Genomic DNA, 23684 nt, shown 5'->3' with positions numbered 1-23684 from the left:
AAATGGCATTGAAAACATTCAATCCGACGACCCCGAGCCAGCGTCAGCTGGTCATCGTCGATCGCTCCTCGCTCTACAAGGGCAAGCCGGTCAAGACGCTGACGGAAGGCCTCACCTCCAAGGGTGGCCGTAACAACACCGGCCGCATCACCGTTCGCTTCCAGGGCGGTGGTCACAAGCGCAGCTATCGTCTGGTCGACTTCAAGCGTCGCAAGTTCGACGTTGAAGCATCGGTCGAGCGCATCGAATACGATCCGAACCGTACCGCTTACATCGCTCTGGTGAAGTACACGGATGGCGAACTGGCCTACATCCTCGCTCCGCAGCGCCTCGCTGCCGGCGACAAGGTCATCGCTTCGGAAAAGGCAGTGGACGTGAAGCCGGGCAACACCATGCCGCTTCAGTTCATCCCGGTCGGCTCCATCATCCACAACGTGGAGATGAAGCCGGGCAAGGGTGGCCAGATCGCTCGCTCCGCCGGCTCCTACGCGCAGCTCGTCGGTCGCGACCAGGGCATGGCGATCCTTCGCCTGAACTCTGGCGAACAGCGCCTCGTGCATGGCACTTGCCTGGCAACGATCGGTGCGGTTTCGAACCCGGATCATGCCAACATCAACGACGGTAAGGCCGGTCGTTCGCGTTGGCGTGGCAAGAAGCCGCATAACCGCGGTGTTGTCATGAACCCGGTCGACCATCCGCACGGCGGTGGTGAAGGCCGCACCTCCGGTGGTCGCCATCCGGTGACCCCATGGGGCAAGCCGACCAAGGGCAAGCGTACGCGGTCGAACAAGTCGACCGACAAGATGATTATGCGCTCGCGCCATCAGCGCAAGAAGTAAGAGAGGAAGTCTCAAGTGGCTCGTTCAGTATGGAAAGGTCCGTTTGTTGACGGCTATCTTCTCAAGAAGGCTGAGAAGGTGCGTGAAGGCGGACGTAACGAAGTAATCAAGATGTGGAGCCGTCGCTCCACCATCATGCCGCAGTTCGTCGGTCTTACCTTCGGCGTCTACAACGGCAGCAAGCACATTCCGGTCAGTGTCAATGAAGACATGGTCGGACACAAGTTCGGCGAGTTCGCCCCGACCCGTACCTATTATGGTCACGGTGCGGACAAGAAGGCGAAGAGGAAGTAACAATGGGCAAGGCAAAAACCGAACGCCGGCTGAAGGACAATGAAGCGCAGGCAGTTGCGCGCACGCTCCGTGTCAGCCCGCAGAAGCTCAACCTGGTCGCGGCTTCGATCCGTGGCAAGAAGGTTGATCGCGCGCTCGCAGAGCTGGAATTCTCGCGCAAGCGTATCGCTGGCGCCGTGAAGAAGACGCTCGAATCTGCGATCGCCAATGCAGAAAACAACCACGATCTCGACGTTGACTCGCTGGTCGTAGCGGAAGCTTACGTCGGCAAGTCCATCGTCATGAAGCGTTTCCACGCTCGTGGCCGTGGCCGTGCGTCTCGTATCGAGCGTCCGTTCGCGCACCTGACGATCGTCGTTCGTGAAGTGGAAGCTCAAGGGGAGGCCGCATAATGGGTCAGAAAATCAATCCGATCGGCTTTCGTCTTGGCATCAACCGTACCTGGGATAGCCGCTGGTTTGCGGACAATGCCGAGTACGGCCAGCTCCTCCACGAAGACCTGAAGATGCGTAAGTTCGTCATGAACGAACTGAAGCAGGCTGGTATCTCCAAGGTGGTCATCGAGCGTCCGCACAAGAAGTGCCGCGTCACGATCCACTCGGCTCGTCCGGGCCTGATCATCGGCAAGAAGGGCGCAGACATCGACAAGCTTCGCAAGAAGCTGTCGGACATGACGAATTCCGAAACGCACCTCAACATCGTTGAAGTTCGCAAGCCGGAAATCGACGCGACGCTGGTTGCCCAGTCGATCGCTCAGCAGCTGGAACGCCGTGTTGCTTTCCGTCGCGCCATGAAGCGCGCCGTTCAGTCCGCGATGCGTCTTGGCGCCGAAGGCATCAAGATCACCTGCGCCGGCCGTCTCGGCGGTGCTGAAATCGCTCGTACGGAATGGTACCGCGAAGGTCGCGTGCCGCTGCACACGCTGCGCGCCGACATCGACTACGGTACGGCTGAAGCAGAAACCGCTTTCGGTATCTGCGGCATCAAGGTCTGGATCTTCAAGGGCGAAATCCTTGAGCATGATCCGATGGCCTCCGAACGCCGCGCGCTCGAAGGCGACGCCCAGGGTCCGGCTAGCCGCGATCGCGATAGAGACCGTCGCCGCGACAACGCTTGATAGCGTACGTGGCAGATAAGTTCGGAGAATAAGAAAATGTTGCAGCCAAAGCGTACGAAGTACCGCAAGCAATTCAAGGGCCGCATCAAGGGCGTTGCCAAGGGTGGTTCTGATCTGGCGTTCGGCGAATTCGGCCTGAAGTCGCAGGAGCCCAACCGCGTCAACGCTCGTGAGATCGAAGCGGCTCGCCGCGCGATCACGCGCTATATGAAGCGCGCCGGCCGTGTATGGATCCGCGTGTTCCCGGATGTTCCGGTAACCGCAAAGCCGACCGAAGTCCGTATGGGTAAAGGTAAGGGCTCTGTCGAATACTGGGCATGCAAGGTCAAGCCCGGCCGTATGATGTTCGAGATCGACGGTGTGAGCGAAGAAATCGCTCGTGAGGCTCTGCGCCTCGGCGCTGCCAAGCTCTCGGTCAAGACGCGCTTCGTTCAGCGCATTGCAGAGTAAGGAAGAAGCTCATGAAAGCCGCAGATGTTCGCGCCCTGAGCGCCGACCAACTCAAGGACGAGCTTGCCAAGCTGAAGAAGGAGCAGTTCAACCTGCGCTTTCAGAAGGCGACCGGCCAGCTCGAGAAGTCCTCGCGCATCAACGAAGTCCGTAAGGACATCGCTCGCGTAAAAACCATTGCCCGCCAGAAGGCGGCAGAAGCAAAGGCCTAAAGGAAAAATAACATGCCGAAGCGCATTCTGCAGGGCGTCGTGGTCAGCGACAAGAACGAGAAGACGGTAGTTGTCCGCGTTGAGCGTCGTTTCGCTCACCCGCTGCTCCAGAAGACCGTTCGTCGTTCCAAGAAGTACAAGGCTCACGACGAAAACAATCAGTACAAGACCGGCGACGTCGTTTCCATCGAGGAATGCGCGCCGATCTCCAAGGATAAGACCTGGACGGTCGTTTCCGCCCAGTCCAAGTAACAGAATTTCGCTCAGGCCCTTGCGTCTGGGCGAAATATCTGTATGAAGCACGAGCTTGGAAGCAGGACGCTCGAGAACGGGCGTTCTTTTGCTTTATTGATGGCCGGCAGAGACGATCCTTGAGGTCCCGAAGCCAGGCATAATCAGACAAGACACTAGTCCATAAGCCGGGGTAGGGGGTCGATTGGCCCAACCATTCCGGTAACAACAAGAAGGCGACCTGACATGATTCAGATGCAAACAAACCTCGACGTGGCGGATAATTCCGGCGCACGTCGTGTCATGTGCATCAAGGTGCTGGGCGGCTCGAAGCGCAAGTATGCCTCGATCGGCGACGTTATCGTCGTTTCGATCAAGGAAGCTATTCCGCGCGGCCGTGTGAAGAAGGGTGACGTGATGAAGGCGGTCGTCGTTCGTACCGCCAAGGACATCCGTCGTCCGGATGGCAGCGTCATCCGCTTCGATACCAACGCAGCAGTCCTCATCGACAACAAGAAAGAGCCGATCGGCACCCGTATCTTCGGACCGGTTCCGCGCGAACTTCGCGCCAAGAACCACATGAAGATCATCTCGCTGGCTCCAGAAGTACTGTAAGGAGCGGAGCGATGCAGAAGATCCGTAAAGGCGACAAGGTTGTCGTATTGACCGGTAAGGACAAGGGCCGTACCGGCGAAGTCATTCAAGTGCTGCCGAAGGAAGACCGTGCGGTCGTTCGTGGCGTCAACGTCATCAAGCGCCATCAGCGCCAGACGCAGAACCAGGAAGCCGGCATCATCAGCAAGGAAGCCTCGCTTCACCTGTCCAACCTGGCAATCGTCGACAAGGACGGTAAGCCGACCCGCGTCGGTTTCAAGGTTGTGGATGGCAAGAAGGTCCGCGTGGCCAAGACCTCGGGAGAAGTGATCGATGGCTGAGGTAAAGTACGAGCCGCGGCTCAAGAAGGAATACGTTGCTCGCATCCGCGCGGCGATGCAGGAGAAGTTCTCCTACGCTAACGAGATGCAGATCCCGAAGCTGGACAAGATCGTGATCAACATGGGTGTTGGCGAAGCGACGGCTGATTCGAAGAAGCCAACCGTTGCTGCTGCAGACCTCGCGGCCATCGCAGGCCAGAAGCCGGTCATCACCCGCGCACGCAACTCCATCGCTGGCTTCAAGGTCCGCGAAAATATGCCGATCGGCGCGAAGGTCACCCTGCGCGGCGCCCGCATGTATGAGTTCCTGGATCGTCTGGTCAACATCGCGCTTCCGCGCGTTCGCGACTTCCGCGGCCTGAACCCGAAGAGCTTTGACGGTCGTGGCAATTTTGCCATGGGCATCAAGGAGCACATTGTGTTCCCTGAGATCAACTACGATAAGGTTGATCAGATGTGGGGCATGGACATCATCGTTTGCACGACGGCGACGACCGACGACGAAGCACGGGCTCTTCTGAAAGAGTTCAACTTCCCGTTCCGTCAATAACCGTAACGACGAGCGTAGAAAAGGAACCCTGATATGGCGAAGACAAGCGCAGTTGAAAAGAACAAGCGCCGCCGCAATACGGTTGCCAACCAGGCCGCAAAGCGGGCTGCTCTCAAGGCAATCATCATGAACCAGTCTCTCTCGATCGAAGACCGGTTCAAGGCCACTCTGAAGCTGGCATCGCTGCCGCGCGATGGATCGAAGACCCGTATTCGCAACCGTTGCGAAGTGTCTGGCCGTCCGCGCGCCTACTACCGCAAACTGCGCATGTCGCGTATCGCGCTGCGTGAACTCGGCAATCTCGGCAAGGTGCCGGGTATCGTCAAGTCCAGCTGGTAAGGAGCAGATTAGATGTCTATGACTGATCCTTTGGGCGATATGCTCACCCGCATCCGCAATGGCGCTTCGCGCCGCAAGTCGTCGGTTTCGACGCCTGCGTCCAAGCTCCGTGCACGCGTTCTCGATGTGCTCCAGGCTGAAGGCTACATCCGTGGCTATTCCGTCGTCGATTTCGGCAACGGCAAGTCTGAGCTCAATATCGAACTCAAGTACTACGAAGGCGCATCGGTGATCCGCGAGATCGGCCGTGTGTCTAAGCCGGGCCGCCGGGTTTATGTCTCGGTCAAGTCCATTCCGCAGGTCGCGAACGGTCTCGGCATCACCATCCTTTCGACCCCGAAGGGCGTGATGGCCGATCACCAGGCTCGCGAACAGAATGTTGGTGGCGAGGTTCTCTGCTCGGTCTTCTAAGATCGAACAGAGATATCTCCCTCGAAACAGACAGGTTTGAAAAATGTCTCGTATCGGTAAGAAGCCCGTTCAGGTACCTGCAGGGATCACGGCCACGGTTGATGGCCAGAAGGTGACTGCCAAGGGCCCCAAGGGCGAGCTGTTTTTCGTCGCTAACGACGAAATCGGTCTCAAGCTGGAAAACAACGCAATCGTCGTGACGCCGCTCAACGACTCCAAGGATGCTCGCGCAAAGTGGGGCATGTCCCGCACGATGATCGAGAACATCCTGAAGGGTGTTAAGGACGGCTACGAGCGCAAGCTCGAAATCAACGGCGTCGGCTATCGTGCGTCCATGCAGGGCAAGAACCTGCAGCTGGCGCTCGGCTTCAGCCACGACGTGGTTTATGAGCCGCCGCAGGGCATCACGATCGCTGTGCCGAAGCCGACGGAAATCGTCGTCACCGGCATCAACAAGCAGCAGGTCGGCCAGGTTGCAGCTGAAATCCGCGAATACCGCGGCCCCGAGCCCTACAAGGGCAAGGGTGTTAAGTATGCCGAAGAGCGGATCATCCGCAAAGAAGGCAAGAAGAAGTAAGGAACACGCGAAATGGCTAGCAGGAAAGAAGCACTTGCGCGTCGCGCCAACCGCGTGCGCCGTCAAATCAAGTCGGTGGCCAATGGCCGTCCGCGCCTGTCGGTTCATCGCTCGTCGAAGAACATCTACGCCCAGGTCATCGATGACGTGGCTGGCAAGACCCTCGCGGCTGCCTCCACCCTCGACAAGGATCTGCGCGGTTCTCTGAAGACCGGTGCCGATACCGCAGCCGCAGCCCTCGTTGGCAAGCTCGTTGCCGAGCGCGCCTCCAAGGCCGGCGTGAAGGAAGTCGTGTTCGATCGCGGCGCTTTCATCTACCACGGCCGCATCAAGGCCCTGGCTGAAGCAGCCCGCGAAGGCGGCCTGACCTTCTAATCTGATTTCCGGCCGGTGATCCCAAGGACGCCGGCCGGATACTCACCGGACCGCAGGTTTCCCGCAAGGGAATGCATGCGGTCTTCGTTTTGTTTGCCGATTGCACCCGGAAAAGAAAAAGGAAGAGGACAATGGCACAGGAAAAGAGGGCTCCGCGGGAAGACCGTCAGAGCCGTGAAGAGCGCGATAGCGAATTCGTCGACAAGCTGGTCGCGATCAACCGCGTCGCCAAGGTTGTTAAGGGTGGCCGTCGCTTCGGCTTCGCCGCTCTCGTCGTCGTTGGCGACCAGAAGGGCCGCGTAGGCTTCGGCCATGGCAAGGCACGCGAAGTGCCGGAAGCCATCCGCAAGGCAACCGAAAGCGCCAAGCGCGACATGATCTTCGTACCGCTGCGCGACGGCCGTACGCTGCATCACGACGTTCATGGCCGCCACGGCGCTGGCAAGGTTCTGCTGCGCTCGGCCAAGGTCGGTACCGGTATCATCGCCGGCGGCCCGATGCGCGCCGTTTTCGAAACGCTCGGCGTTCACGACGTCGTTGCCAAGTCGACCGGTTCGTCGAACCCGTACAACATGGTTCGCGCCACGTTCGACGCCCTGAAGCACCAGGTTCACCCGAAGGACATCGCAGCTCAGCGCGGCATCAAGTATGCCACCCTGCAGGCTCGCCGCGCCGCTTCGGGCAACGCCTCCGAAGAATAAGGGAGTTTGACCTATGGCCAAGACGACCAAGAAGGCTGAAGCTAAGGCGACCGTTACGGTCGAGCAGATTGGCAGCCCGATCCGCCGTCCGGATGTTCAGCAGAAGACGCTGATCGGTCTCGGACTGAACAAGATGCACCGTCGCCGCACGCTGGAAGATACTCCGGCTGTTCGTGGCATGATCCGTGCTGTCCAGCATCTCGTTCGCGTTGTCGACGAGAAGTGAGCCGGAGGTAATTCGCTATGAAACTGAATGAAATCAAGGATAACGAAGGCTCGACCCACAGCCGCAAGCGCCTCGGCCGCGGCATCGGCTCCGGCTCCGGCAAGACCGGCGGCCGTGGTGTAAAGGGTCAGAAGTCTCGTTCGGGCGTTGCGATCAACGGCTTCGAAGGCGGTCAGATGCCCATCTACCGTCGTCTGCCGAAGCGCGGCTTCAACAACATCTTCGCAGCCGACTATGTTGTCGTGTCGCTGGCACGCATCCAGGCTGCCGTCGATGCCGGCAAGCTCGATGCCAAGAACACGGTTGATGCAGCCGCTCTCAAGGCCGCTGGCGTCATTCGCCGCGTCAAGGACGGCGTTCGCGTTCTCTCTGACGGCGAACTGAAGACGAAGCTCGCTCTCGAAGTTGCAGGCGCTTCCAAGACCGCAGTCGAGAAGATCGAAAAGGCTGGCGGTTCCGTCAAGCTGCTCGCTGTCGCTGCTGCAGAATAATATTATCAATAATCGCCCGAAGTGACTTCACTTCGGGCGATTTTGCTCCCATATGTGAGCCTCACGAATCTGATCGATGCGGCACGTGTCTTTCCGATCGATAACGGGAACCAAGGGTGAGGCGCCCGATTGCTGCGCAATCCGTCCGAAGCCCGGCTTTTGAACAATTTACAGACTGATTCCGGGCTCGGCCGACTATGCCGGAATTGGTGATGCGGAGATTTGCATGGCTTCTGCAGCGGAACAATTGGCGTCCAACCTCAATTTTTCGACCTTTGCCAAAGCCGAGGATCTCAAGAAGCGCCTGTGGTTTACCCTCGGCGCTCTCCTCGTTTACCGGCTCGGCACCCACATTCCGCTTCCTGGCCTCAATCCTGCCGCCTACGCTCAGGCTTTCCAGAATCAGTCGGGCGGCATTCTTGGCCTCTTCAACATGTTCTCGGGCGGCGCTGTGCAGCGCATGGCGATCTTCGCGCTCGGCATCATGCCGTACATTTCGGCCTCGATCATCGTTCAGCTGATGACCTCGGTCGTTCCGTCGCTCGAAAACCTGAAGAAGGAAGGCGAGCAGGGCCGCAAGATCATCAACCAGTACACCCGCTACGGCACGGTGCTGCTCGGCGCCTTGCAGGCTTATGGCATTGCGATCGGCCTTGAGCATGGCAACGGCGTCGTCGTCGATCCCGGCTGGTTCTTCCGCATATCCACCGTCATCACGCTGCTCGGCGGCACGATGTTCCTGATGTGGCTCGGCGAGCAGGTGACGTCGCGCGGTATTGGCAACGGTATCTCGCTGATCATCTTCGCGGGTATTGCTGCCGGTCTCCCGACCGCTCTTGCCGGCACGCTCGAACTTGGCCGCACCGGTGCGCTTTCCACGCCCCTTATTCTCGCCGTGCTGGTCGTTGCCATTCTGGTCATTGCGCTTATCGTCTTCGTCGAGCGCGCCCAGCGTCGCCTTCTGATCCAGTATCCGAAGCGCCAGGTCGGTACACGCATGTTCCAGGGCGATACGTCGCACCTGCCGCTGAAGCTCAATACCTCGGGTGTTATTCCGGCGATCTTTGCCTCCTCGCTGCTGCTGCTGCCTGCAACGGCAGCAGGACTTGGGAACAACACGGCGCTTCCGACCTGGGTCACGTCAATCGTCGCCGCGCTTGGTCACGGACAGCCGGTCTACATGGTGCTTTACGCCGCGCTGATCGCCTTCTTCGCCTTCTTCTACACGGCGCTGGTCTTTAATCCGAAGGACACGGCCGACAATCTGAAGAAGCATGGCGGCTTCATTCCGGGCATCCGTCCCGGCGAGCGTACTGCCGAATATATCGATTACGTGCTGACCCGTATCACGGTCATCGGCGCGATCTATCTCGTCTTCGTCTGCATCCTGCCCGAAATTCTCGTATCCCAGACAGGTATTCCCTTGTCTCTGGGTGGCACTTCGCTTCTGATCGTGGTTAGCGTAACGCTGGATACGGTGGCGCAGATTCAGGGTCACCTGATCGCACAGCAATATGAAGGCCTGATCAAGAAATCGAAGTTGCGTGGAGGAAAGAGGGGGCGATGAGACTCATACTTTTAGGGCCGCCGGGAGCAGGTAAGGGGACCCAGGCCCAGCGCATTGTGGAAAAGCATGGCATTCCGCAGCTTTCCACAGGCGATATGCTGCGCGCGGCCGTTCAGGCCGGCACGGAAGTCGGCAAGCGCGCCGACGCCCTGATGAAGGCTGGCAAGCTCGTTCCGGATGAGGTGGTCAACGCCATCGTTTCCGAGCGTATCGATCAGCCGGATTGCGCCAGGGGTTTCATCCTCGACGGTTTCCCGCGTACGCTGGTTCAGGCGGATGCAACCGGAAAGATGCTCAATGCGAAGGGCCTCGAGCTCTCCATCGTGATCGAGCTGAAGGTCGACGACGCTGAACTGATTCGCCGTGTTTCGGGCCGCTACTCCTGCTCGAACTGCGGTAGCGTCTATCACGACACTGACAAGCTTCCGGCAACGGCTGGCGTTTGCGACAAATGCGGTTCGACGCATTTCAAGCGCCGTCCGGACGATAATGCCGAAACCATGGCGACCCGTCTCCAAGTCTATTACAAGGAGACCTCGCCCTTGATCGGTTACTACTATGCAAAAGGCAAGTTGCAGAGTATCGACGGCATGGCCGATATCGAGCATGTGACCGACAGCATAGAGGCTATCCTGGCTAAGCTTTAGATAGCCTAAAATAAACTTGCCGGAGCGGTTGCTTTTTTGCGCTGATTCCGCTAAACACCGCGCCAACTCGCGACATGCTATGCGATCGGCGCGGATTTCCAACGGGAAGTCCGAGCACGGTCGTTTTGACATGTGGCGGACACACATCGAACAAGCAGCTCCCGGGCTGCATAACAAGACCCTTTGCCAAGGCAAAAGGAATGCAAGGAGAACAGGCGTGGCTCGTATCGCTGGCGTCAACATCCCGACTGCAAAGCGCGTAGTTATTGCGCTTCGTTACATTCACGGGATCGGACCGAAGTTTGCACAGGAAATCTGCGAGAAGGTTGGTATTCCGGCCGAGCGTCGCGTCAACCAGTTGACCGATGCTGAAGTTTTGCAGATCCGCGAAACCATCGATCGTGACTATCAGGTCGAAGGTGACCTGCGTCGCGAAACCGCGATGAACATCAAGCGTCTTATGGACCTTGGTTCTTATCGTGGCCTGCGTCATCGTCGTGGCCTGCCGGTTCGCGGTCAGCGCACGCACACCAATGCCCGCACCCGCAAGGGTCCGGCAAAGGCGATCGCCGGTAAGAAGAAGTAATTTCCGGGCAACCGGATTTGGGAGGCTGGCGGTCCGCCGGCCTCTTTTGAGTTTGAAGCGGTGCTCCACGGGTGCTGCTTCGGTGTAGCCGCTGGGATTACGGCGGTGCAGAGATCCAAGAAAGGAATAACATGGCCAAGGAAGCCGTCCGCGTTCGTCGTCGCGAGCGCAAGAATATCACGTCGGGCGTCGCACACGTCAACTCGACCTTCAACAACACGATGATCACCATCACCGACGCACAGGGCAATGCTATTGCCTGGTCGTCCGCTGGTGCCAAGGGCTTCAAGGGTTCGCGTAAGTCGACCCCGTTCGCTGCCCAGATCGCTGCTGAAGACTGCGCCAAGAAGGCTCAGGAACACGGCATGAAGTCGCTGGAAGTTGAAGTTTGCGGTCCGGGCTCCGGTCGTGAATCCGCTCTGCGCGCCCTCCAGGCTGCTGGTTTCATGATCACGTCCATCCGCGACGTGACCCCGATTCCGCACAATGGTTGCCGCCCGCGCAAGAAGCGTCGCGTCTGATCATCGCCACTCACGACACCGGCCGGGGTAGATGCGCCCGGCTTGGTGTTACTCAAGCTCGGTTGCCACGATTGGATGGTGGCAACGAACGGAAGGCAAAAACATGATTCAGAAAAACTGGCAGGAACTGATCAAGCCCAACAAGGTCGAGTTCACCTCGAGCGGCCGTACCAAGGCAACGCTCGTGGCCGAACCGCTGGAGCGTGGCTTTGGTCTCACCCTCGGTAACGCGCTGCGTCGCGTTCTGCTGTCCTCTCTGCGCGGCGCCGCTGTGACGGCCGTGCAGATCGACGGCGTGCTGCATGAGTTCTCCTCTATCCCGGGCGTCCGGGAAGACGTGACGGACATCGTGCTGAACATCAAGGAAATCGCCATCAAGATGGACGGCGATGACAGCAAGCGCATGGTCGTCCGCAAGCAGGGCCCAGGCGTTGTAACGGCTGGCGACATCCAGACGGTCGGCGATATCGAAATCCTCAACCCCGAGCATGTCATCTGCACGCTCGACGAGGGCGCCGAAATCCGCATGGAATTCACCGTCAACAACGGCAAGGGCTATGTCCCGGCCGAGCGCAATCGTGCGGAAGATGCTCCGATCGGCCTCATCCCGGTCGACAGCCTCTATTCGCCGGTCAAGAAGGTGTCCTACAAGGTTGAAAATACCCGTGAAGGACAGGTTCTCGACTACGACAAGCTGAGCATGTCGATCGAAACCGATGGTTCGATCAGCGGTGAAGATGCCGTCGCTTTCGCGGCTCGCATCCTTCAGGATCAGCTTGGCGTGTTCGTCAACTTCGACGAGCCGCAGAAGGAAGCCGAAGAAGAAGCAGTCACCGAACTCGCTTTCAACCCGGCGCTCCTCAAGAAGGTAGACGAACTCGAACTGTCCGTTCGTTCGGCAAATTGCCTGAAGAACGACAACATCGTCTATATCGGCGACCTCATTCAGAAGACCGAAGCAGAAATGCTCCGCACGCCGAATTTTGGTCGCAAGTCGCTGAACGAAATCAAGGAAGTTCTCGCTTCCATGGGCCTGCACCTCGGCATGGAAGTGCCGGCATGGCCGCCCGAGAACATCGAAGATCTCGCCAAGCGATACGAAGACCAGTACTAACGTTTCAAACGGCAGGCGCATGATGCCTGCAAGTGAAGGAGAATAGCAATGCGCCACGGTAAAGCCGGCCGCAAGCTGAATAGAACCGCTAGCCACCGTAAGGCGATGTTCGCCAACATGGCAGCTTCGCTCATCACCCATGAGCAGATCGTCACCACGCTCCCGAAGGCGAAGGAAATTCGCCCGATCGTCGAGAAGCTGGTAACTCTCGGCAAGCGCGGCGACCTGCACGCTCGTCGTCAGGCCATCTCGCAGATCCGCGACGCTGCTGTCGTTTCGAAGCTGTTCGATGCGATTGCAACCCGCTACGCCACGCGCAACGGCGGCTACCTGCGTATCATGAAGGCTGGCTTCCGCCAGGGCGACAATGCCGCTCTCGCCGTTGTCGAATTCGTCGATCGCGACGTCAATGCCAAGGGCGCAGCCGACAAGGCTCGCGTTGCCGCTGAAGAAGAAGCTGCAGCCGCTTAAGGCCAAGCTTCGGATACAATTTGAAGGGCCGGATGAGCGATCATCCGGCCTTTTGGCGTTTAGGCTCGCGGGAGTGGCCTTTCAATTTTCCGGATTGCTTCGGAGTATCGCAACAGCTTGATGAGTCGCATCCGGCTCAAGAGCATCAGATAACTGGGAGCGTCGCAGAACATGCAGCAAAGATTGATACGCGGAAGACTGCTTCCGCTCCTTGCGCTGCTGTTGACTATCGCCGGCGGTCTTGCGCTGCGGCGGTATGGTTACGCGATTGATCTGCCCTTTGTGGTCGTCAAATATGGCGGCTCGTTGTTGTGGGGAGCGATGGTCTATTGGCTCCTGGCAACGATATTCCTGTTATCAGGGTGTTTCAGAATTGCCGTGGCGGCGCTAGTCATTGCGGTCGCCGTGGAGCTCTTCAGGCTGTGGCATACGCCGGGTCTCGACGCCTTTCGATTGACCACAGCCGGTGCCCTGTTGCTCGGAAGAGTGTTCTCGCCCTGGAATATTCTGGCCTATGCCATGGGTATCGTGGCGGCGCTGGCGATTGATCGGGTCCTGTCACGGACCACGCCAGTAGCTTGATGCTTTTTTCCGAATTTCACAGCCAGGCGCTGCGGAATGGCGGCTGAACGGGCATTGTTCGGCTTGCCGCATTGCTGTCGCTAGGGTAGCAGAGATGGTGCCTTTGCAGGGTAGGGTGGAATTGGCAGGGGCGTATGCGGCATGTTAGCGAAAAGGGCGCGTAAGGATGGAGAACCAGGAGGAGACAACGGTGCCGTCGCGCACGGCACGATTGGTGCTGGTGACACCTGATGGCACCGTGGTCGGTTGTCTCGCGCCGATTCCAGTCGAGGTTCCCTGGTGGCAGGAAGTGGAATCTGTCGTGCGCGCCGCGCGTGACCGTCATGGCATCGATGTGACGATCCTGCGCCTGCTCGAGGCCTCTCGCGACCGGGCACCGGGTGGCGAGGTCACCTATCTCGCCGAGATTGCGCAACCCGTGCCGGCGGACGCCTGGGCAGGAAAGCTCGAGGCTCACCCCTTGCGCCAAGCCTATGCCGAACCCGGCGGTCCTGACGCCGATCTCGATTGGGCGGCGCGAGTGCTCGTCGGACATGGCTTGGCACCCACGGCAAAGCCTATCCAGATTCGCACCTGGAACCTTTCCAGCGTCTGGCGCATACCACTCGGTGCGCAATCGGGCTGGCTGAAAGTCGTGCCGCCGTTTCTGGCGCATGAGGGTCGCGTCATCAACGCCTTGTCCGGTCATCATGTCCCAACATTGTATGGTCACGACGAATACGGGCGCGTTCTGATTGCGGAGATCCCCGGCGACGACTTGTATGAGGCGACATTGCTGCAATTGCTCGCCATGGTGACACTGCTCGTCGAAATACAGGCTTCGTGGATCGATCGCGTCGAGGAATTGCGCATGATGGGCTTGCCTGATTGGTGTGGCCAGAGCCTGTGCTTTGAAATCGCCGAGGTTGTGCGGCGGACAAGCGAAGAGCTGTCGGAGGACGAACGCGTGACGCTACAGCGCTTTGTGCAAGGTCTTCCGGCCTTGTTTGCCGAAATCCATGCCTGCGGCTTGCCGGATACACTCGTTCATGGCGACTGCCATCCCGGCAATTTTCGCGGCACGGAAGGGGCGCTCACGCTGCTGGATTGGGGCGACAGCGGTATCGGTCACCCCTTGCTCGATCAGTCCGCCTTTCTCGACGGGATGGCACAGGAATACGTCGAGACGATCAAGGATCATTGGAATCGCGAGTGGCTGGCCCGGGTATCCGGCAGTAACCCCGCGCGCGCCGCCGAGCTGCTCGCGCCGATTGCCATGGCAAGGCGCGCCGTGATCTATCGGCGTTTCCTCGACAATATCGAGCCGTCGGAGCGGATCTATCACCGCGACGATCCGGCCGGCTGGTTACGCGATACCGCGGCTCTACTCAAAAAATCCAGTTGAATGCAAGGTAGAGCTCATATTACTCCGCCGCCATCGCCAGCCGTCGCGATGGTTCGCTGCGGTGAAGATGGACCGCGAGCGTATCCCAGGGCGGCGTGATGGAGAGCTGCGCCAGCAGGCGGCCGATTTCGCCTCGGTGGTAGCCTCCATGCGTGGCGACGTGAAGAAGCATCTCCTCGCGTGTCATGCGGCCGCGGTCGCCATCCGTGAAGATGAAGGGTACGGCTTCGGACAGAAGCTCTGTACTGATGGTTTCGAGGTAGTTCAGATACCAGTAATCGGATGCCGTAAGCGCCGCGCGAAGCTCGGGCAGGGCGGGTGTCTCGGGTGTGTTGTCGTCCGTATAGCCATGGGCCTGTCCAGTGAGGTGCGCCGCAAATATGCGGCCGACGACCAGCGAGTGATTCATCAGCCGTATGCAGAGATGGCGCTCCTTGTCATGGCGGTCCGGATCGAGGCGGCCGATGGCGTCGAGCAGCTCCTCGTTCGCCCAGGCTTGATAGCGGAAAAGCGTTCGCAGCAATGACATTTCGCTCATGATGAGTTTGGCCTTTCATCGGATGGAAGAAAGCGAGTAATCTGCTCACATTTTCATGAAGGACTGAGCGCATGTCTACTCGCATTCAAAAGCAGCGTCCGCCGATGCGGAAGGAGCCGACGCAGGCGCGTTCCCGGGCGACGGTGGATGCCATCGTCGAAGCGGGTGCTCGCGTTTTGGGTGACCGTGGATGGGCTGGCTTCACGACGAATATCGTCGCGGCCGTCGCCGGCATCAGCATCGGGTCGCTCTACCAGTATTTTCCGGACAAGCTCTCCCTGGTCGAAGCGATAAGGCGCCGCCATTTCGACGAAGTCCTCGCCGTCCTGCGTCAGGTGGCTGTAGCCGACCTGCCGCTGAAGCAGGGCGCGGATGCATTGGTTCAGGGCATGATCGACGCTCATGGCCTTAATCCAGAACTTCACCGGGTGCTTCTGGATGAGGTGCCAGGATTTGAGGGCTCCAGGTCGGCCCATGATACGTTCCTGGCCGACTATCAACGGTACTACAGAGATTTTGTCGCTATCCATCGCCGCGTTGGCTCGGGTCCTTCCAATGACGTCCTCGCGCAGGTTCTATCCGGCATGGTCGAAGGCGTGATCCACAACGGAGCGCGGAAAGGCACGCTCGATTCGCCCGATCTGAAGCAGGAACTGGTCAGGATGATCTGCTCCTATCTCGGCGGTATCGATCGACAAGCGAGGATTTGAACGATCCGCCAGGCTGTCCATTGCTGGCTATTCCCGACATATCCACCTGTCGCTCATCAATATTCGCATAGCTGCATTTCGCATTTCATATAGCGCTTTGGGTCATAATAATTTGAATCCTAATTAGTTTAGTGCTAATAGAATCCTATGAAATCGTTAAACGCCATACAGCGCATATTCACCGCCAATCTGCTCACGACCGGCCGCCAGTGGCGCCGGGTCGTCGACATCACGCTGAGCTCTCATGGCATATCCGAGGCCGTGGCCGCGCCGCTGCTGTGGATCGGTCGTCTGGGAGGAGGTGTGCGGCAGGTGGTTCTCGCCACCTATATTGGCATCGAAGGCCCGTCCCTGGTTCGCCTGCTCGATCAGCTCGAAAGCATGGATCTCGTCATCCGCAAGGACGATCCGACGGATCGGCGCGCGAAAGGCCTGTGGCTGACGCCGGAGGGTGAAAAGCTGGCCTCCCGCATGGAGGACGCCCTGGACGGGCTGCGCGGCAAGATCCTTGCCAATGTCGCCCAGGCGGATATCGAAGCCGCCATCCGCGTACTGAAGGCGTTCGAGGAGTTCGAGGCGCCAACGGCAGCTGATGCAGAGCCGGAGCGGGAGAAAGTCTTATGAGCATCCCATCCTGGCGCGACTGGCTGTTTTCGGTCAAAGCCTTCATTGCTGCGATCATGGCGCTGTTCATCGCGCTGTCGCTGGACCTGCCGCGCCCTTACTGGGCGATGGCCGCCGTCTATGTGGTCGCCAATCCTCTTGCCGGGGCAACGAGTTCCAAGGGGCTCTATCGTGCGTTGGGCACGCTCGTCGGCGCCACCGCATCGGTGATCCTCGTTCCGCTGTTCGTCAACGCGCCGGAACTGCTCTCCGTCGTCGTCGCGCTGTGGACCGGTACCTTGCTGTTCATCTCCATGCTCGATCGCACCTCGCGCAGCTATGTGTTCATGCTGGCCGGATATTCGCTGCCGCTGATCGCGCTGCCGACCGTCGGCTCACCGGAAACCATATTCGATGTGGCGCTCGCCCGCTCCGAGGAGATCATCATCGGCATCGTCTGCGCGAGCGTCGTCAGCGCCATTGTCTTTCCGAGCAGTGTCGGCACCGTACTTGGCCAGCGCATCGGCTCCTGGCTCGATGATGCCGGCACCTGGGCCGATGAGATCTTGCGCGGCGAGGGCGCTTCTCCCGCGACGCCTTTGAAGCGCCAGAAGCTTGCTGCGGATGTCTCCGGCCTCGATCTCGTCATCAGCCAGCTCAAATATGATGCCGGCAGCCGCGATATTGTCCGCCATTCGCGCGAGCTGCGCGGTCGTCTCTTGATGCTGCTGCCGCTCTTCTCGTCCCTTGCCGACCGTCTGCATGCGCTGAAGGCCGGCGGAAAGCCATTGCCGCAGGAACTGGTCACTGTGCTGAACGATGTGGCCGACTGGCTGGGGCAGGGTGGTCGTTGCAAGGTTGACGAAACCGCAGACACCCTGTCGAAGAAGATTGAGGAGCTGCAGGACAACGATCTTGATCTCGGTTGGGATGATCTCGTCCGGTCGAGCGCTCTGGCGCGCCTGAAGGAAATCGTCGACCTCTGGCAGGATTGCCTCACGCTGCGCGATCAGATCATGTCCGGTCAGCAGATCGGCACCTGGCGTCCGGCCTTCCGCCACCGCAATGTCGTCGCCCATATCAGGCACTATGACTATGCGCTGCTGGCCTTCTCGGCTGGCGCTGTCGTCGTCGGCATCACGATTGCATGCTTCTTCTGGATCTATTCCGGATGGGAGGACGGCGCAGGCTTTATTACGATGGCGGCTGTAGCCTGTTCGTTTTTTGCCTCGCTTGATCGGCCGGCGCCCTTCATCACCTCGATGTTCATCTGGAGCGCCGTAAGCCTCGTTATCGCGTGCGTCTACATTTTCGGCATATTGCCGTCGATCTCCGGTTTCGAAATGCTGGTGCTGGTGTTCGCACCGCCCTTCCTGGTGATGGGCTTGTTGATTCCGCGTCCGCAGACGAACATGCTCGCCATGCTGCTGGCGGTAAACGGCGCCTCCTTCATCGCCTTGCAGGATCGCTATGCCGCTGATTTCGCGAGCTTTGCCAATAGCTCGATCGCCGCACTGGCAGGCATCGGCTTTGCTCTCGTTTGGACTTTGCTCACCCGCCCATTCGGTTCCGAGCTTGCTGCGTGGCGGCTGGTGCGGGCCGGCTGGAGAGATCTGGCCGAAACCGCAGCCGGCATCCGCCGTGCCGATCATGAGCGCCTCTCCGGCCGAATCCTCGACCGCCTCGGCCAGCTTGTGCCGCGCCTTGCAGGCATCGAGGATCGCGAGCTGAAGAAGGTCGACGGCTATGCCGATGTCCGCCTCGGCTTCAACGTGCTGATGCTGCAGAAGGAGCGTGGTCAGCTGAAGCCGGCCGCCGCCACATCGGTCAGCGAAGTCCTGATCGGCGTATCGGATTTCTATCGTTTGCGGCTTAAGGCCAAGCGTGCGGTGGACCCCTCCGACGAGCTGCGCGTGTCGATCGACCATAGTCTCGAGGCGGTCGCACAGGAAAGGCGTCACTCCGGCCGGGCGAGCCTCGATGCGCTCGTCGGCCTTCGCCGCGCGCTCTTCCCGCATGCCGAGTCGCCAGCGAGCTGGCAGCCGCCCGTATCGGATATCGCCCATCACCTTCCCATTGCCGCCGAGTAATACCATGCCCGCAGAATTCGATCTTTATGGCGTCTACATCCCGCGCCTTCTTGTTCTCATGCTGGTGACGCTGTTTGCCGTCATCATCCTTCGACGCCTGCTGGCATGGATCGGAGTCTACACTCTGGTCTGGCATCGCGGTCTTTTCGATCTCGCGCTTTACGTCCTGCTGCTCGGCGCCGTTTCCTCCGTCTCTCGTTGGTACTTCATATGAACGCGTTAAAACTCATCGGCCGTGTGGCCGTCACACTCATCTTCGTCGTTGCCGCCGTCTATGTCGGTCGCCAGCTCTGGGGCCACTACATGGACGAGCCCTGGACGCGCGATGCGCGCCTCAGGGCCGATGTCGTCGGCATCGCGCCTGACGTCTCGGGTCTCGTCAGCGAGGTCCTCGTCAAGGATAACCAGGCGGTCAAGAAGGGCGATGTCCTCTTCCGTGTCGATCGCGACCGCTTCGCCATCGCCCTTGAACAGGCGGATGCAGCCCTTGCAAGCAGCAATGCCGCTCTCGAGCAAGCCCAGCGCGAAAGCGCGCGGCAGGCTCGCCTCGGCGACGCTGCCTCTTTGCAGCAGAAGGAGCAGGCGCTAACCACCGTGCAGCAGGATGAAGCCGCCGTTCGTCAGGCGACCGCCAATCGCGAGCTTGCCCAGCTGAACCTCGACCGCTCCGAAGTGCGCGCCACCGTCAACGGCACGATTTCGAACCTCAGCCTGCGTCCGGGCGACTATGTCTCTGCCGGCACCGCCAAGGTGGCGCTGATCGACAGCGATTCCCTTCGCGTCGAGGGCTATTTCGAGGAAACCAAGCTGCCGCGCATCCATGTCGGCGACGAAGTCCACATCCATCTGATGGGCCAGGCCGAGAAGCTGACGGGCCATGTCGAAAGCATCGCCTACGGCATCGAGGACCGCGAACGCACCTCCGGCAGCCTGCTTGCCAATATCACCCCTACCTTCAGCTGGGTGCGGCTGGCGCAGCGCGTACCGGTGCGTATCGCCCTCGACAAGGTGCCCGATGGCACGAAGCTGATCGCCGGCCTGACGGCGACCGTCGAGGTGCAGGAGCAGGGCCAGGCGAAGATCGCCAGCGCTGCGGAATGACAACAGCTTGAAAAGGACAGGGCGGTCGTCTTCAGGCCGCTCTGGAACTTGAGGCTGGAGCGGGCCTGCGCGCCGCTCGACGTCTTTCCATCATGATCGGCCTGTAGGATCTGTAGAGGATCATGGCGATCAGCAGGCCGATATAGATGAATTGCTCCAGCGACAGGACCTTGGTCGACAGGGCGAAGTGCAAGGCGCCGCAGGCGGCGACGATATAGACGAGGCGGTGCAGCCAGATCCACTTTTTGCCGAGACGCTTGATCGAGAAGTTGTTCGAAGTCACGGCGAGCGCCAGCAGCATGACGAGGCCCGCCATGCCGAACATGATGAAGGGCCGCTTCAGCACGTCATCGATGACGGCTTGCACGTCGAGCGCCTGATCAAGCACCATGTAGACGGTCAGGTGCATCAGCGCATAGTAGAAACAGAGCAGGCCGAGCGCGCGGCGATAGCGCAGATAGTTCCAGCCGAAGAGATCGCGCAGCGGCGTGACCGCAAGCGTCAGCAGCAGAAAGCGGATCGCCCATAGCCCCAGGAAAAGCTCGAAGGTCTTGACCGCATCGGCACCAAGCTGGTCGGTCGCGCCGAGATAGAATTCCCAGGTGGCAGGCAGAAGCCCGACGACATAGAGCGCCCAGACGGAGGCAGGCTGCCAGCGTTTGGGCAGGGCGAAGGAAAGAGCCATTAGAAATTCACCCTGAGGTCCATGCCGCTATAGAGGCTGGCGACCTGATCGGCATAGCCGTTGAAGGGCAGGGTGGGGTGGCGGTTTGAGCCGAAAAAGCCGCCTTCGCCGATGCGCCGTTCCGTTGCCTGGCTCCAGCGCGGATGGTCGACGGCCGGATTGACGTTGGCGTAGAAGCCATATTCCTGGCTGTTCGTTGCCTGCCACGTATTCACCGGCTGCTTGTCGGTGAGCGTGATACGAACGATCGACTTGATGCCCTTGAAGCCATATTTCCATGGCACGACGAGCCGGATCGGTGCGCCGTTCTGGTTGGGCAGGGTCTCGCCATAAAGGCCGACGGCAAGCAGCGTGAGGGGATTGCGGGCTTCGTCCAGGCGTAGGCCCTCGACATAGGGCCAGTCCAGCGATTGGAAGACGCCCGACTGCCCCGGCATTTCCTCCGGCCGCACGACGGTCTCAAAGGCTACGAATTTGGCGCTGCTCTGCGGCTCCACCTTGTCGAGCAGAGCCGACAGCTGGAAACCGTCCCAGGGGATGACCATCGACCAGGCTTCGACACAGCGCATGCGATAGACGCGCTCTTCCGGCGGAAATTCCTTGATCAGCGCATCGACATCGAAGGTGCCGGGCTTGTTGACCATGCCGTCGACCTTGATCGTCCAGGGCCTAGGCTTGAACTTGCCCGAGAGGTTGGCCGGATCGGCCTTGTCGAGGCCGAATTCGTAGAAGTTGTTGTAGGTGGTGACGTCCTTGATCGGTGTCAGCTTCTCGTTGACCGTATAGTTGCTCTTGGTCGCCGTCAGCGCGTCGGCCATCGCTGCCTTACCGCCGATCGCCGCCATGCCGATACCGGCTGCCGCCACCGTCAGGAAGTCGCGGCGCTTCAGATAGATCGAGCGGGGCGTGATCTCGGAGGATGTGATTTTCGGTGGGCGGAAGGAGGCCATGGAGCAATTCCTCTATGCGGTAACAGCGTCGATATCAGCCATACGCAGCGGACGCGGATTTTGTTACACTCTTAGGCAGGCATTTCTTTGGAAGTGAAAGCAACTTTTTGTGTGTGCTTGTGAACAGGCTGCTTCGTTCCCAATTGTGGTCTTGACGCTTGTTTGCCCGGACGCGGTGCTTGTCCCGCAGCGTACCGGATTCGCTTGAGTTGATAGTGACAGTATTGCACGATTGGATTAGGACAATTCCAAAAAGCGGAGTTGCCGGCGTCCCCTTCGGCTCGAGCCTCGAGCCCTGCCGACGCCGCACAAATTCCAGGATGACGAGGAAGACACCATGCCAGCTTATCGTTCCAGAACCACCACCCACGGCCGCAACATGGCCGGCGCGCGCGGCCTTTGGCGTGCGACGGGTATGAAGGACAGCGATTTCGGCAAGCCTATTATTGCAGTGGTCAACTCCTTCACTCAGTTCGTGCCCGGCCACGTTCATCTCAAGGATCTCGGCCAGCTCGTCGCCCGCGAAATCGAAGCGGCCGGCGGCGTAGCCAAGGAATTCAACACCATCGCCGTCGATGACGGTATCGCCATGGGCCATGACGGCATGCTCTATTCGCTGCCGTCGCGCGAGCTGATCGCCGACAGCGTCGAATACATGGTCAATGCCCATTGCGCCGACGCCATGGTCTGCATTTCGAACTGCGACAAGATCACCCCCGGCATGCTGATGGCCTCGCTGCGCCTCAATATCCCGACGGTCTTCGTGTCCGGCGGCCCGATGGAAGCCGGCAAGGTCGTTCTGCATGGCAAGAAGGTCGCCCTCGACCTGGTCGATGCCATGGTCGCCGCGGCTGACGACAAGATCAGCGACGAAGACGTCCAGGTCATCGAGCGCTCCGCCTGTCCGACCTGCGGCTCGTGCTCGGGCATGTTCACCGCCAATTCGATGAACTGCCTGACCGAGGCGCTCGGTCTGTCGCTGCCGGGCAACGGCTCGACGCTCGCAACCCACGCCGACCGCAAGCGTCTCTTCGTCGAAGCCGGCCACCTGGTCGTCGATCTCGCTCGCCGCTACTACGAGCAGGACGATGCGACGATCTTGCCGCGCAACGTGGCCTCGAAGCAAGCATTCGAAAACGCCATGTCGCTCGATATCGCCATGGGCGGCTCGACCAACACCGTGCTGCACATCCTGGCGGCCGCGCATGAGGGCGAGATTGACTTTACCATGGCCGACATCGATGCGCTGTCGCGCCGCGTGCCATGCCTCTCCAAGGTCGCACCCGCCAAGAGCGACGTTCACATGGAAGACGTGCACCGCGCCGGCGGCATCATGTCGATCCTCGGCGAGCTCGATAAGGGCGGCCTGATCAATCGTGATTGCCCGACCGTTCATGCCGAAACGCTCGGCGACGCCATCGACCGCTGGGATATCACCCGCACCAATAGCGAAAGCGTGCGCGAGTTCTTCCGCGCGGCTCCGGGCGGCGTTCCGACGCAGGTTGCATTCAGCCAGAGCTCCCGCTGGGATGAGCTCGACACTGACCGCGAGAAGGGCGTCATCCGTTCCGTCGAGCATCCTTTCTCCAAGGATGGCGGTCTGGCCGTTCTCAAGGGCAATCTGGCGCTCGACGGCTGCATCGTGAAGACGGCCGGCGTTGATGAATCGATCCTGAAATTCTCCGGTCCTGCTAGGGTCTTCGAGAGCCAGGACGCGTCCGTCAAGGCCATCCTCAGCAACGAGATCAAGGCCGGCGACGTCGTCGTCATCCGCTATGAAGGCCCGAAGGGCGGCCCCGGCATGCAGGAAATGCTCTATCCGACGAGCTACCTGAAGTCTAAGGGCCTCGGCAAGGCGTGCGCGCTGATCACTGACGGCCGCTTCTCCGGCGGCACCTCGGGTCTCTCGATCGGCCATGCTTCACCGGAAGCGGCCAATGGCGGCACGATCGGTCTGGTGCGCGAAGGCGATATGATCGACATCGACATTCCGAACCGCACGATCAGCCTGCGCGTCGATGACAAGGAACTTGCCGCTCGCCGCGAAGCTCAGAACGCCAAGGGCTGGCATCCGGCAGAACCGCGCAAGCGCAACGTCACCACGGCCTTGAAGGCTTACGCCGCTTTTGCCACGAGCGCGGATCGTGGTGCAGTTCGCGATTTGGGTGGAAAATAACCAAGCCCCTTCGCCCTGCGCAGCGGGGAGAAGGTGGACTCGAACGGACGAGCGGAGCTCGGCCGCGAGAGGACGGATGAGGGGCTTTCGAGCTTTATCGCAACGGCAGAACTTATCTGTCCCTGCGCTTGCCCCTCACCCTAGCCCTCTCCCCGCAGGCGGGGAGAGGGGACTTACGCGGCAACCTTTTAAACCCAAAGCGTACTACGAA

At 59.9% G+C, this 23684-nt stretch carries 34 protein-coding genes; 31 read left to right on the top strand and 3 right to left on the bottom strand.

Annotation, left to right across the window (positions count from 1 at the left end):
• The first annotated feature begins 2 nt into the window (after nucleotides 1–2).
• From rplB to AC13Q5_RS02360, 25 genes are all read left to right on the top strand, one after another.
• A complete protein-coding gene (rplB, locus tag AC13Q5_RS02480) occupies nucleotides 3–839 on the top strand; it encodes a 50S ribosomal protein L2 (protein ID WP_047634800.1) in 837 nt (278 codons plus the stop codon).
• A 15-nt stretch (nucleotides 840–854) separates the two neighbouring features.
• Nucleotides 855–1133 (top strand): 30S ribosomal protein S19, encoded by a 279-nt coding sequence (rpsS, locus tag AC13Q5_RS02475; protein WP_037199970.1) that lies wholly within the window; start codon nucleotides 855–857, stop codon nucleotides 1131–1133.
• A 2-nt stretch (nucleotides 1134–1135) separates the two neighbouring features.
• Nucleotides 1136–1525, top strand: a complete 390-nt coding sequence (gene rplV, locus AC13Q5_RS02470; RefSeq protein WP_004118391.1) for a 50S ribosomal protein L22 — start codon at nucleotides 1136–1138, stop codon at nucleotides 1523–1525.
• Nucleotides 1525–2250 carry a 30S ribosomal protein S3 gene (gene rpsC, locus AC13Q5_RS02465; protein WP_004118393.1) on the top strand — a complete coding sequence of 242 codons (726 nt, stop codon included), beginning with the start codon at nucleotides 1525–1527 and terminating at the stop codon, nucleotides 2248–2250. Before rplV ends, rpsC begins: the two co-directional genes overlap by 1 nt.
• Nucleotides 2251–2286: 36 nt before the next feature.
• Nucleotides 2287–2700: a 50S ribosomal protein L16 gene (gene rplP / locus AC13Q5_RS02460; RefSeq protein ID WP_004118395.1), complete on the top strand. Its 414-nt coding sequence runs from the start codon at nucleotides 2287–2289 to the stop codon at nucleotides 2698–2700.
• A gap of 11 nt (nucleotides 2701–2711) precedes the next feature.
• Complete coding sequence (gene rpmC / locus AC13Q5_RS02455; protein ID WP_007690763.1) at nucleotides 2712–2912, top strand: 50S ribosomal protein L29; 201 nt, start codon at nucleotides 2712–2714, stop codon at nucleotides 2910–2912.
• 12 nt (nucleotides 2913–2924) lie between these two features.
• On the top strand, nucleotides 2925–3164 hold the full coding sequence (gene rpsQ, locus AC13Q5_RS02450; protein WP_069611899.1) for a 30S ribosomal protein S17: 240 nt from the start codon (nucleotides 2925–2927) through the stop codon (nucleotides 3162–3164).
• A 225-nt stretch (nucleotides 3165–3389) separates the two neighbouring features.
• Nucleotides 3390–3758, top strand: a complete 369-nt coding sequence (gene rplN / locus AC13Q5_RS02445) for a 50S ribosomal protein L14 (RefSeq protein WP_003573790.1) — start codon at nucleotides 3390–3392, stop codon at nucleotides 3756–3758.
• 11 nt (nucleotides 3759–3769) lie between these two features.
• Nucleotides 3770–4078: a 50S ribosomal protein L24 gene (gene rplX, locus AC13Q5_RS02440; RefSeq protein ID WP_015339605.1), complete on the top strand. Its 309-nt coding sequence runs from the start codon at nucleotides 3770–3772 to the stop codon at nucleotides 4076–4078.
• Entirely contained in the window at nucleotides 4071–4628 is a 558-nt protein-coding gene (rplE, locus tag AC13Q5_RS02435) for a 50S ribosomal protein L5 (protein ID WP_047634795.1), read from the top strand. The genes rplX and rplE overlap by 8 nt, the downstream gene beginning before the upstream one ends.
• A gap of 33 nt (nucleotides 4629–4661) precedes the next feature.
• Nucleotides 4662–4967: a 30S ribosomal protein S14 gene (gene rpsN, locus AC13Q5_RS02430; protein WP_004118406.1), complete on the top strand. Its 306-nt coding sequence runs from the start codon at nucleotides 4662–4664 to the stop codon at nucleotides 4965–4967.
• Nucleotides 4968–4979: 12 nt separating this feature from the next.
• The gene (gene rpsH / locus AC13Q5_RS02425; protein ID WP_015339607.1) at nucleotides 4980–5378 is read left to right on the top strand and encodes a 30S ribosomal protein S8; all 399 of its coding nucleotides are present in this window, start codon (nucleotides 4980–4982) and stop codon (nucleotides 5376–5378) included.
• Between the two features lie 43 nt (nucleotides 5379–5421).
• On the top strand, nucleotides 5422–5955 hold the full coding sequence (gene rplF, locus AC13Q5_RS02420) for a 50S ribosomal protein L6 (protein WP_075852344.1): 534 nt from the start codon (nucleotides 5422–5424) through the stop codon (nucleotides 5953–5955).
• A 12-nt stretch (nucleotides 5956–5967) separates the two neighbouring features.
• Nucleotides 5968–6330: a 50S ribosomal protein L18 gene (rplR, locus tag AC13Q5_RS02415; protein ID WP_004118412.1), complete on the top strand. Its 363-nt coding sequence runs from the start codon at nucleotides 5968–5970 to the stop codon at nucleotides 6328–6330.
• Nucleotides 6331–6461: 131 nt separating this feature from the next.
• Nucleotides 6462–7031, top strand: coding sequence for a 30S ribosomal protein S5 (rpsE, locus tag AC13Q5_RS02410; protein ID WP_004118414.1), 570 nt, complete (start codon nucleotides 6462–6464; stop codon nucleotides 7029–7031).
• Between the two features lie 13 nt (nucleotides 7032–7044).
• A complete protein-coding gene (rpmD, locus tag AC13Q5_RS02405; protein WP_007690786.1) occupies nucleotides 7045–7257 on the top strand; it encodes a 50S ribosomal protein L30 in 213 nt (70 codons plus the stop codon).
• Nucleotides 7258–7274: 17 nt separating this feature from the next.
• The gene (rplO, locus tag AC13Q5_RS02400; protein WP_075852345.1) at nucleotides 7275–7748 is read left to right on the top strand and encodes a 50S ribosomal protein L15; all 474 of its coding nucleotides are present in this window, start codon (nucleotides 7275–7277) and stop codon (nucleotides 7746–7748) included.
• 226 nt (nucleotides 7749–7974) lie between these two features.
• On the top strand, nucleotides 7975–9315 hold the full coding sequence (gene secY, locus AC13Q5_RS02395; protein WP_075852346.1) for a preprotein translocase subunit SecY: 1341 nt from the start codon (nucleotides 7975–7977) through the stop codon (nucleotides 9313–9315).
• Nucleotides 9312–9962: an adenylate kinase gene (locus AC13Q5_RS02390; RefSeq protein ID WP_488500770.1), complete on the top strand. Its 651-nt coding sequence runs from the start codon at nucleotides 9312–9314 to the stop codon at nucleotides 9960–9962. Before secY ends, AC13Q5_RS02390 begins: the two co-directional genes overlap by 4 nt.
• A gap of 217 nt (nucleotides 9963–10179) precedes the next feature.
• Nucleotides 10180–10548, top strand: coding sequence for a 30S ribosomal protein S13 (rpsM, locus tag AC13Q5_RS02385; protein WP_004118424.1), 369 nt, complete (start codon nucleotides 10180–10182; stop codon nucleotides 10546–10548).
• Between the two features lie 131 nt (nucleotides 10549–10679).
• Nucleotides 10680–11069, top strand: coding sequence for a 30S ribosomal protein S11 (gene rpsK, locus AC13Q5_RS02380; RefSeq protein WP_004118426.1), 390 nt, complete (start codon nucleotides 10680–10682; stop codon nucleotides 11067–11069).
• Nucleotides 11070–11172: 103 nt separating this feature from the next.
• On the top strand, nucleotides 11173–12183 hold the full coding sequence (locus AC13Q5_RS02375) for a DNA-directed RNA polymerase subunit alpha (protein ID WP_047634789.1): 1011 nt from the start codon (nucleotides 11173–11175) through the stop codon (nucleotides 12181–12183).
• Nucleotides 12184–12231: 48 nt separating this feature from the next.
• On the top strand, nucleotides 12232–12654 hold the full coding sequence (gene rplQ, locus AC13Q5_RS02370; protein ID WP_015339614.1) for a 50S ribosomal protein L17: 423 nt from the start codon (nucleotides 12232–12234) through the stop codon (nucleotides 12652–12654).
• Between the two features lie 171 nt (nucleotides 12655–12825).
• Entirely contained in the window at nucleotides 12826–13236 is a 411-nt protein-coding gene (locus AC13Q5_RS02365) for a ribosomal maturation YjgA family protein (RefSeq protein WP_488500769.1), read from the top strand.
• A gap of 190 nt (nucleotides 13237–13426) precedes the next feature.
• Nucleotides 13427–14620, top strand: a complete 1194-nt coding sequence (locus AC13Q5_RS02360; RefSeq protein ID WP_488500768.1) for a phosphotransferase family protein — start codon at nucleotides 13427–13429, stop codon at nucleotides 14618–14620.
• Between the two features lie 19 nt (nucleotides 14621–14639).
• On the opposite strand, the gene AC13Q5_RS02355 is transcribed toward AC13Q5_RS02360, so the two are convergent.
• Nucleotides 14640–15158, bottom strand: a complete 519-nt coding sequence (locus tag AC13Q5_RS02355) for a DinB family protein (RefSeq protein WP_488500767.1) — start codon at nucleotides 15156–15158, stop codon at nucleotides 14640–14642.
• 71 nt (nucleotides 15159–15229) lie between these two features.
• Between AC13Q5_RS02355 and AC13Q5_RS02350 the strand changes: the two genes are divergently transcribed.
• The 5 genes from AC13Q5_RS02350 (at nucleotide 15230) to AC13Q5_RS02330 (ending at nucleotide 19662) form a co-directional block, all read left to right on the top strand.
• On the top strand, nucleotides 15230–15868 hold the full coding sequence (locus AC13Q5_RS02350; RefSeq protein ID WP_083961302.1) for a TetR/AcrR family transcriptional regulator: 639 nt from the start codon (nucleotides 15230–15232) through the stop codon (nucleotides 15866–15868).
• A 147-nt stretch (nucleotides 15869–16015) separates the two neighbouring features.
• Complete coding sequence (locus tag AC13Q5_RS02345) at nucleotides 16016–16492, top strand: MarR family winged helix-turn-helix transcriptional regulator (RefSeq protein ID WP_488500766.1); 477 nt, start codon at nucleotides 16016–16018, stop codon at nucleotides 16490–16492.
• Nucleotides 16489–18561 (top strand): FUSC family protein, encoded by a 2073-nt coding sequence (locus AC13Q5_RS02340; protein ID WP_488500765.1) that lies wholly within the window; start codon nucleotides 16489–16491, stop codon nucleotides 18559–18561. Before AC13Q5_RS02345 ends, AC13Q5_RS02340 begins: the two co-directional genes overlap by 4 nt.
• 4 nt (nucleotides 18562–18565) lie before the next feature.
• Entirely contained in the window at nucleotides 18566–18775 is a 210-nt protein-coding gene (locus AC13Q5_RS02335) for a DUF1656 domain-containing protein (RefSeq protein WP_075852352.1), read from the top strand.
• Entirely contained in the window at nucleotides 18772–19662 is an 891-nt protein-coding gene (locus AC13Q5_RS02330) for an efflux RND transporter periplasmic adaptor subunit (RefSeq protein WP_488500764.1), read from the top strand. Before AC13Q5_RS02335 ends, AC13Q5_RS02330 begins: the two co-directional genes overlap by 4 nt.
• A 31-nt stretch (nucleotides 19663–19693) precedes the next feature.
• On the opposite strand, the gene msrQ is transcribed toward AC13Q5_RS02330, so the two are convergent.
• Both msrQ and msrP read right to left on the bottom strand, forming a co-directional pair.
• The gene (msrQ, locus tag AC13Q5_RS02325; protein ID WP_075852354.1) at nucleotides 19694–20347 is read right to left on the bottom strand and encodes a protein-methionine-sulfoxide reductase heme-binding subunit MsrQ; all 654 of its coding nucleotides are present in this window, start codon (nucleotides 20345–20347) and stop codon (nucleotides 19694–19696) included.
• Nucleotides 20347–21297, bottom strand: coding sequence for a protein-methionine-sulfoxide reductase catalytic subunit MsrP (gene msrP / locus AC13Q5_RS02320; protein ID WP_075852355.1), 951 nt, complete (start codon nucleotides 21295–21297; stop codon nucleotides 20347–20349). The genes msrQ and msrP overlap by 1 nt, the downstream gene beginning before the upstream one ends.
• Nucleotides 21298–21634: 337 nt before the next feature.
• Between msrP and ilvD the strand changes: the two genes are divergently transcribed.
• Complete coding sequence (ilvD, locus tag AC13Q5_RS02315) at nucleotides 21635–23473, top strand: dihydroxy-acid dehydratase (RefSeq protein WP_457878499.1); 1839 nt, start codon at nucleotides 21635–21637, stop codon at nucleotides 23471–23473.
• Nucleotides 23474–23684 lie beyond the last annotated feature (211 nt).

Source organism: Martinezella sp. CNPSo 3964 (assembly GCF_057784375.1).
This window is presented reverse-complemented; position numbering and strand designations above follow the sequence as displayed.